Annotated in this window: 9 protein-coding genes; 3 read left to right on the top strand and 6 right to left on the bottom strand. The window is 71.5% G+C overall.

Annotated elements, in window-relative coordinates; translation table 11 throughout:
- Window positions 1-17 precede the first annotated feature (17 nt).
- Entirely contained in the window at window positions 18-1,130 is a 1,113-nt protein-coding gene (locus tag ACIQM4_RS26045) for a Glu/Leu/Phe/Val dehydrogenase dimerization domain-containing protein (protein WP_401596096.1), read from the top strand.
- 125 nt (window positions 1,131-1,255) lie between these two features.
- Here ACIQM4_RS26045 and ACIQM4_RS26050 read toward each other — a convergent pair whose 3' ends face one another.
- From ACIQM4_RS26050 to ACIQM4_RS26075, 6 genes are all read right to left on the bottom strand, one after another.
- Window positions 1,256-2,032 carry an SDR family oxidoreductase gene (locus tag ACIQM4_RS26050; protein WP_401596099.1) on the bottom strand — a complete coding sequence of 259 codons (777 nt, stop codon included), beginning with the start codon at window positions 2,030-2,032 and terminating at the stop codon, window positions 1,256-1,258.
- Window positions 2,033-2,126: 94 nt separating this feature from the next.
- Window positions 2,127-3,659, bottom strand: coding sequence for a PHA/PHB synthase family protein (locus tag ACIQM4_RS26055; protein WP_401596101.1), 1,533 nt, complete (start codon window positions 3,657-3,659; stop codon window positions 2,127-2,129).
- Window positions 3,660-3,735: 76 nt separating this feature from the next.
- Window positions 3,736-5,397, bottom strand: a complete 1,662-nt coding sequence (locus tag ACIQM4_RS26060) for an FAD-binding dehydrogenase (protein WP_401596104.1) — start codon at window positions 5,395-5,397, stop codon at window positions 3,736-3,738.
- Window positions 5,394-6,599 (bottom strand): Leu/Phe/Val dehydrogenase, encoded by a 1,206-nt coding sequence (locus ACIQM4_RS26065; RefSeq protein WP_401596107.1) that lies wholly within the window; start codon window positions 6,597-6,599, stop codon window positions 5,394-5,396. The genes ACIQM4_RS26060 and ACIQM4_RS26065 overlap by 4 nt, the downstream gene beginning before the upstream one ends.
- A 205-nt stretch (window positions 6,600-6,804) precedes the next feature.
- Window positions 6,805-8,547: a long-chain-fatty-acid--CoA ligase gene (locus ACIQM4_RS26070; protein WP_401596110.1), complete on the bottom strand. Its 1,743-nt coding sequence runs from the start codon at window positions 8,545-8,547 to the stop codon at window positions 6,805-6,807.
- Window positions 8,548-8,581: 34 nt separating this feature from the next.
- Window positions 8,582-9,487, bottom strand: a complete 906-nt coding sequence (locus ACIQM4_RS26075; RefSeq protein WP_401596113.1) for an alpha/beta fold hydrolase — start codon at window positions 9,485-9,487, stop codon at window positions 8,582-8,584.
- A 532-nt stretch (window positions 9,488-10,019) separates the two neighbouring features.
- Between ACIQM4_RS26075 and ACIQM4_RS26080 the strand changes: the two genes are divergently transcribed.
- Entirely contained in the window at window positions 10,020-11,498 is a 1,479-nt protein-coding gene (locus ACIQM4_RS26080) for a CocE/NonD family hydrolase (protein WP_401596116.1), read from the top strand.
- Window positions 11,499-11,649: 151 nt separating this feature from the next.
- Complete coding sequence (locus ACIQM4_RS26085; protein ID WP_401596118.1) at window positions 11,650-13,029, top strand: wax ester/triacylglycerol synthase domain-containing protein; 1,380 nt, start codon at window positions 11,650-11,652, stop codon at window positions 13,027-13,029.
- Window positions 13,030-13,075: the final 46 nt, after the last annotated feature.

The raw sequence follows: 13,075 nt of genomic DNA on the forward strand, positions 1-13,075 counted from the left end.
CGGAAAAGGAGCCTCACATGAGCACAACCGCCTTCAGCACCCCCACGGCCCACCTCGCTCACAACGCGTTCGAGCACGAACAACTCCTCGTGCACCAGGACCCGTTCTCGGGCCTGAAGGTCGTCATAGCCCTGCACTCCACGGCCATGGGACCCGCCCTGGGCGGGACCCGCTTCCTCGCCTACGCCCGCGACGAGGACGCCGTCAGCGACGCGCTGCAACTCTCCCGCGGCATGTCGTACAAGAACGCCCTGTCGGGAGTGGCCTACGGCGGTGGCAAGGCCGTCATCATCGGCGACCCGGCACGTGCCAAGACCGAGGAACTCCTGCTCGCGTACGGCCGATGTGTGGCCTCCCTGGGAGGGCGGTACATCACCGGGTGCGACGTAGGCACCTTCGTGACCGACATGGACGTCGTGGCCCGCACCTGCGAATGGGTGGCGGGCCGTTCGCCCCGTAGCGGCGGGGCCGGTGACTCCTCCATCCTGGCGGCGTTCGGTGTCTACCAGGCGATGCGGGCGGCAGCCCAGCACCGGTGGGGCGACGCCTCGCTGCGGGGCAAACTGGTCGGGGTCTGCGGAGTGGGAAAGGTGGGGCACCTGCTGGTGGGGCACCTGGTCAAGGAAGGCGCCCGCGTCACGGTCACCGACATCGACCGGACAGCGGTTCGCAAGGTGTCCGAGGAGTTCCCCACCGTCACGGTGGCGGCGGACACGGCGGCTCTGGTCCGCACCGAGGGCATGGACGTCTACGCCCCCTGCGCCCTGGGCGGCGCACTGGACCGGAGCACGGTCCCGGCGCTCACCGCCGAGGTGGTGTGCGGCGCCGCCAACAACCAACTGGCCTACGCCGAGGCGGACATCGACCTCGTCGGCCGCGGCGTGCTCTACGTTCCCGACTACGTCGCGAACGCCGGCGGGGCCATCCAGGCCGCCGGCGCCGTCGACGGCGCGGATTTCGAGAAGCGCCGCGCGCAGACGGAACGGATCTTCACCACCACGCTGACGGTCCTGCGGCACGCGGAGGCCAACGACCTGCCGCCGGGCGCCGCCGCGGACCGGATCGCCGAGGAACGCATCAACGCCGCGGCGCATGCGCGGGTACGGGACCGAGGGGCCACGGCGCGGTAGCGCGGCCCTGCTGCGGCACACAGGCCCGCGCGCCGCACGGCGTTGATCCCGTTCACGGCCGGCTTCGTACGGGAGAGCCGAAAGGGCCGGCTCCCCTCCGGGCCGGCCCTGTGACCTTCGGGCGGTCAGGCCGCCGCATTGAGGAGGAGTCCACCGTCGACGACCAGGGTCTGTCCGGTGATCCACCGCGCCTGGTCGGAGATCAGGAAGGCAGCGGCGTCCGCGACGTCCCGGGGCTCCCCCAGCCGGCCGGTGGGGTAGCGAGCCACGGCCTCCGCCTCGCGGTCCGCCAGGAGGCCGGCCGTGAACCTGGTGCGCACCACCGCGGGAGCGACGGCGTTGACCCGTACCGCGGGAGCGAACTCGTGGGCCAGTTGCAGGGTCAGGTTGATCATCGCTGCCTTGCTGATGCCGTACCCGCCGAGCGAGGGAGAGGCGCTGATTCCGGCCAGCGAGGCGATGTTGACGATCGTCCCGCCGTGTTCCCGCTGCCAGGCGTGCCAGGTCTGCTGGGCGAAACCGAGCGCGGAGACGACGTTGGTCTCGAAGACCTTGCGGACGACGTCCAGCGGGACGTCGGCGACGGGTCCGACCACCGGGTTGGTGCCGACGTTGTTGACCAGGTGGTCCACCCGGCCGAAGGCACGTACGGCCTGTTGTACCGCGTCGGCCCGGTGCTCCTCGTCGTGCGCCTTGCCCGCCACTCCGATCGCGCGTCCGGCACCGAGCCGCTCCACCGCCGCCTTCAGCGCCTGCTCGTCGCGCCCGGTAACGCAGACCAGATAGCCGCGCCCGACCAGTGCCTCCGCGATGCTGAAGCCGATGCCCCGGCTCCCGCCGGTGACCAGAGCCACCTCGTCGGCAGGGCGGGGGCCCTCGTCCGTGGCATGCCGCTCATCCATCCGTTTTCCGCCTTGTCGGTGAGTGCGTTGTCGGTCAGTGCCTTGCCGATGAGTGCTTTGTCGGTCAGTGCTTCGTCGGTCAGTGCGTTGTCGGTCAGTGCCTTGTCGGTCGGTGCCTTGTCGCATAGCGGCCGGGGGCGCTGTCGAGCGGAGGGTGGCGCAGGCTGCCAGGGAGGCGGGCGGGTACGGAGGGGCCGGAACGGTCCGCCAGCCACCGGCCCCAGCCCTCCCACCACGACTCGTCCCTCGGGACGGCTGTCCGAAGCCAGTCGCTGCTGTCGGGGGGCAGCGGGCCCTCGCGGGCCAGGTGCCTGGCGCCGGGCCGTGGGGGGTTGACGATCGCGCCCATGTGTCCGGAGGGCACGAGCCGGAAGGCACAGCCGTCACCGAACAGGCGTGCGCTGCGGTAGACGGTGTCCCAGGACACCAGGTGATCGCGTTCCGCGGCCACCACGAACGTGTCGGCCGCCGGGACCGCCGAGGGGCGTACGGGCGTACCGGCCAGGGTGAGCTCGTTCCTGGCCAGCCTGTCTTCCACGGTCATGCGCAGTGTCTGCTCGAAGACGGCACGCGGCATGTCGATGGTGTCCTCGCTCCACGCGAGCAGATCGAACCCGGGCGCCCGCTCCCCGTACAGCCAGCCGTCTGCCAGCGGGCCCCAGACCGTGGCGTCCCCTCGGAGCAGGTCGAAGAGCAGCCCGAGACGCCGGCCGCTGATCAGGTGCCGGTTCCGTGACAGCAGGCGGGACAGGACGGCGATCTCCACCGGGGAGGCGCTGCCCGACAGTGGGCCCGCGTCACCGGGGCCCGGAGCGGCCAGCGGGGAGTTCAGGAGGCTGAGCGAGGCAGCACGCGGTTGCCCGCTCCCCTTGAGCCGGGCGGCCAGGGAGAGAGCCAGGAGGCCGCCCGCGCAGACGCCGGTCAGATGGACCCGCGGCGAAGCGGTGAGCTCCTGGACAACTTCGAGCGCGGGCAGGAGGAGTTGCGTGAGGTAGGCGTCGAGGTCCGGCAGCACGCCACCGTTCCCGGGGTCGCGCAGACTCAGGCAGAACACCGTGTGACCACCGCGGACGAGGAACTCCACCAGACTGCGGTCGGGGGCCAGGTCGTAGATGTAGTACTTGTTGACCCAGGCCGGGATGAGGAACACGGGGACGGTACGGACGGTGGGGGTCTGCGGTGCGTACTGCAGCAGTTCCACGTACGTGTTGCGGTGCACCACCTTGCCCGGGGTGGCCGCCAGCGTCACGCCGAGGTGGAAGAGGCCTGGGCGCATCTTCGCGGGGCGTCCGTTCCTTCGGCACACGTCGTCCAGGAAGTTCCTGGCTCCGCGCACCGCACTGGCGCCCCTGCTGTCCCTCGCTCTGAGCAGCGCCTCGGAGTTGGTGAGCGGGAAGTTGGCCGGCGCCGACGCGTCCGACAGGAGTTGTGCGGCCACGCGCGCCTGTGCGCGGCGCGCGGCGGGCACCCAGGACGAGTCGGCCGCGGCCAGCAGTTGACGGCGTGCCAGCGCATGGCCCTGGGCGAGCAGCCGCCACGGCAGTGCGCCGGTCCGGAACGCGCCGGGCGTCGCCTTGTCGTTCTTGTCATTCGCGTACGGGTCGACCGGCGGGTCACAGGGGGTCACCGTTCGCCTCCCTTCGGCGCGGGCCCGATGACGGGCGGGTCCTGGTTGTGCTCACACCACGCTCCGAGTGGTGTGCTCACACCACGCTCCGGGCCAGTGCGCGGCCGGCGGACCGGCCGGAGAAGACGCAGCCGCCGAGGAAGCCGCCCTCAAGTGCGCTGTAGCCGTGTACGCCTCCGCCGCCGAACCCGGCCGCCTCACCCGCCGCGAACAGGCCTTCGAAGGTCTCGCCGTCGGGGCGGAGCACCTGGCAGTCCAGGTCGGTCTGGATGCCGCCCATCGTCTTGCGGGGCATCGGGCGCAGCCGGACCGCGTACAGCGGACCGTGCGCCGGGTCGAGCAGCCGGTGGGGCGGGGCGCTACGGGTGAGCCGCTCCGGCAGGAAGGCACGCGCGTTGCGCAGGGAGTGGAACTGCGCGTCCTTGGCGTAGGGGCGGACGAACTGCCGGTCCCGGGCCGTCACTTCGTACTCCACCCTGGTGTGTTCGAGGGGTGTGCCGGGCGTGAGGGCGTTCATGCCGTCCACGAGGGCGCGCAGGGTCGGCCGTACGACGACGTCCTCGCCGTGGTCGAGGAAGTCACGCACCGGGGGGATCAGACTCTTCTTGCGGTCCAGCAGCATGAGCAGCGGATTCTTGCCCGTCAGTGCGGGGTTGAGGTCGGAGCCGGAGAGCGCGAACTCCCTGTCCACCATCAGCTGGTTCATGAGGAACCAGCTGTGCTCGTGGCCGGCGAGGCCGAGGTGGGCCACCGCCCGCAGGTTGGCGTGGCCCGGCAGGTACGGAGGCAGGAGCCGCTGCCCCGCGGAGTTCAGCCAAAGGGGCGAGGGGCCGGGGATGAGCCGTACCCCGTGATCGGGCCACAGGGGGTCCCAGCGACCCAGGCCCTCCGGGTAGGTCCACATCCGGTCGAGGTTGACCAGCCGCCCGCCGGCCCGCTCGGTGATCTTCAGCATGCGCCCGTCGACGTGCACCGGCACCCCGCGGAGCAAGGTCCGTGGCGCGGGCCCCAGCCGGCCGGTGGGCCAGTGCTCGCGCACCATGTCGTGGTTGCCGCCCATCCCGCCGGCCGTGACGAGCACGGCCTGGGCGCGCAGCTCGAACTCGCCGGTCTCCTCACGTGAGGAAGGCCTGCCCCGAGGCCCGTCGGAGGGCACGAGCACCGCTCCCCGTACGCCGACGGCGACCCCGTTCTCCACGACGATCTCGTCCACGCGGTGGCGGTGCCTGAATTCGACGAGCCCGCGCGCGGCGGCGGCGAGCACCGGATCACGGAAGGCACGGACGAGGCCGGGACCGCTCCCCCAGGTGAAGTGGAACCGGGGTACCGAGTTTCCGGAACCGGTCGCACTGCCCACCCCTCGCTCGGTCCAGCCGACCAGAGGCGCCAGCCGCAGGCCGAGCCCGCGCAGGTAGTCGCGCTTCTCCCCTGCGGCGAAGGCCACGTACTTCTCGGCCCACCTGCGCCCCCACAGGTCCTGCTGCGGCCGGTCGAAGGCGGCCGACGCCATCCAGTCGGCCAGCGCGAGGTCGTGGCTGTCCTTGATCTTGACCCGTCGCTGTTCGGGGCTGTCGACCAGGAACAGGCCGCCTTCGGCCCAGAACGCCTGCCCTCCGACGTGCGCGTGGTTCTCCTGGTCCACGACGAGGACCCGGCGCCCGGCGCGCGTGAGTTCATGGGTGGCGACGAGCCCGGCGAGCCCGGCGCCTACCACGATGACGTCGGCGACCTCGTTCATCGCCGGCCGCCGTCGTCGGCTGCGACACGGCGCTCCCGTGGGCCGCCGGCAGCACCCGGGTGCGCCGGTCGGGCGTCGGACGCGGTCCGGTACTCCCGTCGACCGGCCCGTCCGTCGTGCGGCCCGGGGGCCTGCTCGCGGGAGGCGATGCGGTGCTCCGCGATGAGATCGGCGGCCCGGAGCGTGGAGACGCCGTCGGACTCCGCCTTGCCCAGCACTTCGAGTCCCACGTCGTAGATTGCCTCCGCCCGCTCGCGGCACTGCGAGGGGGTGAGTTCGTGCAGTTCGGCGGCGACCTGGATGACGCCGCCGGAGTTCACCACGTAGTCCGGCATGTAGAGCACGCCCCGCTCGGCGAGCCGCAGCTCCAGCCCCGGGCGGGCGAGTTGGTTGTTCGCGGCGCCACAGACGATGCGGGCGGTGAGCACGTCGGCAACCGTCTCGTCGACCGCTCCGCCGAGCGCGCAGGGGGCGTAGACGTCGAGTCCGGGCGTACTCACCAGTTCCCTGGTCGACGCGACGGCCCGCACACCGGGGTGACGGCGCAGCACCCGGTCGACGGCCTCCTGCCGTACGTCCGTGACGCTGACCGTCGCTCCCTGCTCCACCAGGTGGCCCACCAGCAGTCGGCCCACCTTCCCCACCCCGGCCACGCCCACCGAGCGCCCCCGCAGCGAGTCCACGCCCCACAGCCCCCGGGCCGCGGCCTGCATGCCGCGCAGCACGCCGTATGCCGTGAGGACGGACGAGTCGCCGACCCCGCCGTTGTGCTCCGACCTGCCGACGGTGAAGGGGCTGGTGCGGGCCACCACGTCCATGTCGGCGGACGCGGTTCCCGCGTCGCAGGCGGTGATGTAGCAGCCTTCGAGCGCGGCGACGCAGCGCCCGTACGCCAGCAGCAGCTCCTCCGTCTTGTCGCGCTCCGGATCGCCGATGATCACGGCTTTGCCGCCGCCGAGGTCCATGCCCGCCAGGGCGTTCTTGTAGGTCATGCCGCGGGACAGCCGCAGCGCGTCGGCGAGGGCGTCGTCGGTGGTGGCGTAGGGGTGGAAGCGGGTGCCGCCGAGTGCGGGGCCGAGGGTTGTGGAGTGGATCGCGATGACCGCGCGCAGGCCGGAGCCGGGGTCCTCGCACCACACCACCCTCTCGTGGTCCTTCGTCTCGGGCGTCGCCACGTCGGTCAGGATCGGGGCAGCAACCATGGCCCCTCCTTACTGTCGGACTTACTGACGGATTTCCGGTGGGCCGGTCGGGCTTCCGGTGAGGCTGGGGGTTTACGGGGAGGGGCGGTCCGGCTCCCCGTGGGGCTCTCGGGCTTCCGGGGGGGCTCTCGGGCTTCCGGGGGGCTCTCGGGCTTCCGGGGGGCTCTCGGGCTCCCCGTGGGACGGTCTGGCTCCCCCCGAGACCTCAGGTGCCGACCGGAAGCGTCCGCGCGGGCGCTCGGCGTGGGCCCAGCGTGGTGAAGGGGAGCGCGTCCCTGGCGAACAGGTCCCGCAGTGCTCGCTTGTCGAACTTCCCGATGGGGGTTTTCGGGATCTCCTCGACGGCCGCCCAGTGCTCGGGCAGCTGCCAGCTCTCGACCCGTTCACCGAGCCAGTCGCGGAGCTCGTCGAAGCCCGTTTCCCGGCTGTCGCGCAGGGCGACGACCGACAGCGGGCGCTCGCCCCAGCGGTCGTCGGGAACCGCGATCACCGCCGCTTCCCGCACCCGGTCATGGGCCATCAGCGTGCTCTCCAGCTCGACGCTGGAGATGAACTCGCCGCCCGACTTGATGACGTCCTTAGTCCTGTCGCTGAGCCGGAGGTACCCGTCGGGAGTGATGCTTCCTACGTCCCCCGTACGGAACCAGCCGTCGGCGCGGAAGCTGTCGGACGGCGTCTGCGGCGGGGCCTCGTGGCCCGCGTAGTACGCCCCGGTCACACCCGGTCCCGCGACTTCGAGCTCCCCCGTGGCGATCCCGTCGCAGGGCACCGGCGTACCGTCCTGGCCGACGAGCCGGTAGCGGACGGAGGCGGGGAACTGCCCCTGCGTCGTCCGGTACCGCCGGACCTGCTCCTCGCGCGCCGGGTCTTCCTCCCTGTCCGGCACCGGATCCACCGCGAGGGTGGCGAGCGACGACGTCTCGGTCATGCCCCAGGCGTGCAGGAGCGTGAGGGAGTGCCTGTCCCGGTAGGCGGCGAGGAGGGAAGGAGGGCAGGCGGCCCCTCCCACCACCCCCAGCCGGAGGCTGGAGACGTCGTACGGGTGGCGGTCCAGCTCCTCCAGGAGCGAGATCCAGACCGTCGGCACGCCCGCCGCCAGGGTGGGCCGCCCTGCTTCGATCATCCGCGCGACGGCCCGTGCCTGGGTGTGCCGGCCGGGCAGCAGCAGGCCGGCGCCGCTGAGCAGTGCGGCGTGCGGAATGCCCCACCCGTTGACGTGAAACATCGGGGCGAGCGGCAGGAGCCGTTCGGCGGCGGAGAGGTGGTAGCGGTCCGCCGCCGCCATCTGCAGCGCGTGGAGGTAGAGGGAGCGGTGGCTGTAGACAACTCCCTTGGGAGCACTCGTCGTTCCGGACGTGTAGCAGATGACGGCGGCGGTCCGCTCGTCCAGGTGCTGTTTCCACGGGTACCCGGCCGGGGCTGCGGCCAGCAGTTCCTCGTAGTCGTGCACCTCGGCCGCGCAGCCCTCCGGCGGTGACCAGGCCGGCCCGCCCGCGGCGGTGCGGGCGATCACGACATGGCGCACGCTCCCGGCGGTCAGGGGCAGCACCTTGGTGAGCAGTTCCAGCAGGTCCTCGTCGACCACCAGGACCTCGTCGCCCGCCTGGTCGATGGCGTGCGTCAACTGGCCGACGCTCATGCGCGGGTTCAACGGGTGCAGCACCGCACCCATCGCAGGTACCGCCCAGAAGAGCTCCACGTGCCGGTGGGTGTTCCACATCATGGTGGCCACCACGCTCTGCGGGTCCTCCAGCCGGTTCGCCGTGCGGACCCCCAACGCCGCCAGTCCTTGGGCCAGCCGGCTCGCCCTGCCGCCGAGTTGCCCGTAGGTCAACGGCTCGAAGCGCTCTCCCCGCCAGGTGGCCGCGGTGGCACGGGCATGCACGGTGGTGCCGTGGCACAGGAGCCGGCCGACGGTGAGCTGCACGTCCTGCATGGTGCTGCGCATGCGTGAATTCCTCTCATGGACTTTCGACGCGGGGTCATCCTCGCTTCGGCTTCGGGTCCTGCGCGGTGAGCAGTTCCGTCTTGCGCAGGAACTCGGCCAGCTGCTGCTGGACGGCGCGCCCGGACTCGTTGATCACCAGATGGCCGCTGCACGGCATGAGGTGAAGATCGCTGTGCGGGATCCGCCGTGCCGCGCGGACCCCGTGCCAGAACGGCACCATGCGGTCCTGCAGCCCCCAGAGCACCAGTACCGGCATGGAGAGTTCCGGCAGCCTGCCGAGGATGCTCTGGTGCTGGCCCCAGAGGCCGACGGTGGCGCGGAACGTCGACAGCGCGGTCCTCAGATCGCGGTAGGAGCTCGCGGCCTTCAGCTGCGACTTCCACCAGGACATCGGCAGTCGCCACGGCCGGGCGGCGCCCACGGCGGCCACTCCCGTCACGAGCAGCTGCGGTCCGCCGGGCACCGTGGCGAGCAGCGGTGTGAGGTCTCCCAGCGGAGTTCCGGCCTGGATCGCGGCCACCGGGCTGATGGCCCGGCCGAGGCCGCCGGCCGCGACCGCGACCACGCCCCGTACCTGCTCCGGCCGTTCGAGGGCCATCAGCAACGCCAGCAGGCCGCCGAAGGAGTGCCCGACGACGACGTGCCGGCCGAGGCCGGCGCTCTCCGCGAACCGCCACAGGAACGCGACGGTCGCCGCCGGGTCCTTCCTGTCCAGCGACGCGGTGTCGCCGTAGCCCGGAAGATCGACGGCCACGACCCGGTGCTCACCGGAGAGGGACTCGACCGTCTGCAGCCAGTTCCCGGAATTCGCCCCCGCGCCGTGCAGCAGGAGCACCGGGCTGCCCTTTCCGCTTTCGATGTAATGGGTGGCGGTGCCGTCCACATCGATGTGGTGATGAATGACGGGCGGTTTCTGATTGCGAGCCGAGGAAGGCGACATGACGATCCCTACTGTCGGGTGCGAAACTGTCGGACAGGGAAACTGTCGGGCGCGAATCTGCCACACCGCGAGGCAATTTCCCCTTCGGCACGAAAGACAATAGGGATTGCCGACCTGCGCACGCAATGAGTACTTTTTTGCGCGCTCGGAAGTCATGGGGGCGCAGACGGAGTCGTCACGGGGCGCGGGCGGTGCGCCCGGCGCACTCGTATCGACAGACGTGCGCCGTGGCGGGAGGATTTATCTCCCGCGCGCCCGACCGCACACCCCGCCCGCCGGTCGGATTCCTCCGGAACGAACCCAGAACGGCGCCCGGACGTAAACAACTTCTTTGGTACCCGTAGAAAGGTACTCGTTGCCAGGTGCCGCGGAGGACTTCTACCTTGAATTGCCACGGCAGAAAGCCCTCCCCCACTCCGACGGGTGCACCATGCGGCTGGTAAGGAATTTGATTTCGCACACGGCCTCGCAGGCCGGGATCCAGAACCCCCCAGGGACGGAAACCGGCCGGTGGGGAAGGAAGCGCCACTGGGTGCTCAGCAAGGACGGTTATCCGCTCGATGTGGAGGTGTGGGGCAGCGTGCCGCACACCGGGGAAGCCGTCGTCCCCCTCGTCGTCCTGCCGGCCAGCTGGGCCGCGTCCGCGAGCAGCTTCGCGTGGCTCCTGGCACGGCTGGCCGACTCCGGCTATCTGGCGGTCGCGTACACCCCGCGTGGTTTCCACAGCTCCGGCGGCCGTGTCGAGGGGGCATCCCACGCGGACGTGCAGGACTTCAGCACGGTCGTCGACTGGGTCGCCGAACACTATCCGGGGGCCGACACCCAGCGGGTGGCCGCCGTGGGCCTCTCCTACGGCGCGGGCATCAGTCTGCTCGCCGCCGCGTTCGACCCGCGCGTCGCCACCGTGGCCGCGATCGACGGGTGGGCCGATCTCGGCGCGGCCCTCATGGGCGGGGACACTCCCCGGCTGAGTACGGTCCTCCTGATCGCCGGCGCGCTCAGGGGCCGCCTCTCCACCGACGTCGCGGCCAAGTCCCTGCTGCTGTACAGCGGGTTGCGACGCGGCGAGGTCCGCGCCTGGGCGGACCGGCGTTCCGCCGGCCGGCACATCGAGCGGTTCGACCGTCCCGGACTGTCCGTGCTGCTCGCCGCCGGCTGGAACGACACGGTCCTCCGACCTGAGCAGGTCGTCGCCTTCCGGGAGGAGTTGCCCTGCCGCTCCCTGCTGCTGCTGCATCCCGACGACCATCCCGTGCTGCCCTGGGCGCAGTTGACCAGCGTCTCGGGGCGTGAGATCTGGCACCGCGTCAGCAGCTGGCTCGACTCCGAGATGCTGGGGCTGCCGGACGACTTCCCCAGGGAGGGGGTCGAGGTGCTGGGCGGCCCGGTCTGGCAGCGCCCGCCACCGAACCGCCCGGCGGGCCGCCACGCCGCACCGGCCCACCACCAGGTGTACGAACTGGGCCCCCCGCGGCGACTCGGCCCCGGTCGCATGGGCGCCAAGGGTTCCGCCTGGCGCGCGCGGCTGCGGGGGCTGGTGCCCTCCGGGGCGGTCGACCGCGTTCCCGTGCTGTCCCGGCTGGCCGAGCGCGTCACCGGCCACACCCCCTCGATCTTCTTCCCCCTCATCCCCGGTACGGCGGCTGCCTCGTGGACGACGACCGTGTTCGACCGGCCGAGGGAACTGCGCGGCTCCCCGGTGCTACGGGGCGCGGTCAGCTGCTCGGCGCGCAAGGTGACCCTGACGGCGCACCTCTACACGGTGGAGCCGTCCGGCATCGGCAGACTGTGCAGCCAGGGCGCGGTGACCCTGACCACCGGCGGGGAGGGGCCCGTCCCGTTCTCCCTCACCCTGCGCACCGCGGTGTGCGACGTGCCCGCCGGTCACCGGCTGGGGCTGGTCGTCGGGACCTGGGACGCCACCTGCCGCGGCTCGACGCGTCCGCTGAGCAAGGTGGTCCTGCACTCCTCGGAGGAGCTCCCGGCCTCGCTCACCGTGCCGCTGCACTGACGCCCGCGTATCGCCCCCATGACGCCCGCGCACCGCCCCGTGCCGGCATCGCTTCGCCCCCGTGCCCGCATCGCTTCGCCCCCGTGCCGGCATCGCTTCGCCCCCCGTGCCGACATCGCCTTATGCCGGAGCCGAACCGCAGGAGAGGCCCATGGACACGACCGCCGACGGAGAATCGCGTGCTCTCACCACATCGGAAGCACTCTTGTGGCAGGCCGAGGAGTCGGGCCACCGGCTCCCGGTGGTCGGTGTCGCGATGCTGGACGGCACTCCGGATATCGCCGCGCTGTCCCGGTCGGTGCAGCGGTGCGTCCGTCTTTACCCCTTGCTGAGCTGCCGGGTGACGGCTCCTCAGCTCCCGGTGTCGGCTCCGCGCTGGGAGCCGCTGGCGGAGATCGACCTCTCCTACCATCTGCGGCGCACGGCGCTGCCCGCGGGGACCGGCTGGGCCGGACTGCTCGGTTTGGCCCAGACGGCGGCGACATCCCCCTTCGACAGGAACCGCCCGCTCTGGGACGTGCTGCTCGTGGAAGGGGTGGACGGCGGGAGCGCCGCGCTGGTCATGCGCCTCCACCACGCGATGGTGGACGGGCTGCGCGCACTGGAACTGTTCTCGTCACTGTGCGACGAGGGGGCGCGCCGGCCTCGACCGGGCAGGCTGAGTCTCATCTCCCCGGCGGGGGGCGGGCCGGCCGTACCCGATCCGAGCCCCTTCCTCGGCATGCCGTCGCGGAACCCGTTCGGCGCGGCGGTGGTCGGCAGGGGTCAGCAGCTCGTGGCAACCGGGCTGCGCCGCGTGACGAGTGCGGGCGCCGGGCTGCGGGCCTCCCGGAACGGCCTCTGTCTTCCCGCCAAGCACTCCCCCGCCCTGCGCGGGCGCTCCCAGGACCGGAGGCTGCTGACGCTCAGCGCCCCGCAGGAAGACCTGCGCCGCTCGGGGCGGACCGTCGGCGGAACTTCCCATGACGCCTTCCTGGCGGCTGTCATCGGCGGCGTGCACCACTACCACCGCGCCACCGGCCTCAGTTGGGACCATATCCCCATGGCGGTGGCGGTCGCGCTCCCCGCGCGGGCCGACGAGGCCGTCAACCGCTTCTCCGGAGTGCGGCTGGCGGGCGCCACGGGAGAGGAGGACCCGCGTCGGCGCCTGGAGCAGATCCACCGCGCGATGCGTGCGACGAGAGCCCTGCCCGCGATCGATCCCGACGGGCTCGGCCCGATCTCATCGATGCTGGCGGCCGCGCCGGTGAAGGCCGTTCGGATATTGACCGACGTCGTCACGGAGAGCGACGCGCATTGCACTTACGTACCAGGACCCGAGGAACGCAGGAACATCGCGGGAGCGGGCGTCACCAAACTATTCGCCTTTGCGCCCGCAGTGAACAGTGCATTCTCGGCAGCAATGTGCTCATACGACGCAACGTGCGCCATCGGGGTGAATGTTGACCCGAGAGCAGTAAAAGACGTCGAGCTGCTACACAGTTCCCTTCGAACAGGCTTGGAAGAAGTCCTGTTCCTCGGTGGCAAGTGACATCTCAAACCTTCGCCATCACTCGAATCCATATATGCGCCTACTT

It is taken from the genome of Streptomyces sp. NPDC091272 (genome assembly GCF_044757485.1).
GTDB lineage: Bacteria > Actinomycetota > Actinomycetes > Streptomycetales > Streptomycetaceae > Streptomyces.

Bases quoted from the DNA above. Each gene is read 5' to 3' on its own strand.
- ACIQM4_RS26070 (WP_401596110.1), bottom strand. From the start codon at position 8,547: ATGCGCAGCACCATGCAGGACGTGCAGCTCACCGTCGGCCGGCTCCTG.
- ACIQM4_RS26050 (WP_401596099.1), bottom strand. From the start codon at position 2,032: ATGGATGAGCGGCATGCCACGGACGAGGGCCCCCGCCCTGCCGACGAG.
- ACIQM4_RS26045 (WP_401596096.1), top strand. From the start codon at position 18: ATGAGCACAACCGCCTTCAGCACCCCCACGGCCCACCTCGCTCACAAC.
- ACIQM4_RS26085 (WP_401596118.1), top strand. From the start codon at position 11,650: ATGGACACGACCGCCGACGGAGAATCGCGTGCTCTCACCACATCGGAA.
- ACIQM4_RS26075 (WP_401596113.1), bottom strand. From the start codon at position 9,487: ATGTCGCCTTCCTCGGCTCGCAATCAGAAACCGCCCGTCATTCATCAC.
- ACIQM4_RS26060 (WP_401596104.1), bottom strand. From the start codon at position 5,397: ATGAACGAGGTCGCCGACGTCATCGTGGTAGGCGCCGGGCTCGCCGGG.
- ACIQM4_RS26065 (WP_401596107.1), bottom strand. From the start codon at position 6,599: ATGGTTGCTGCCCCGATCCTGACCGACGTGGCGACGCCCGAGACGAAG.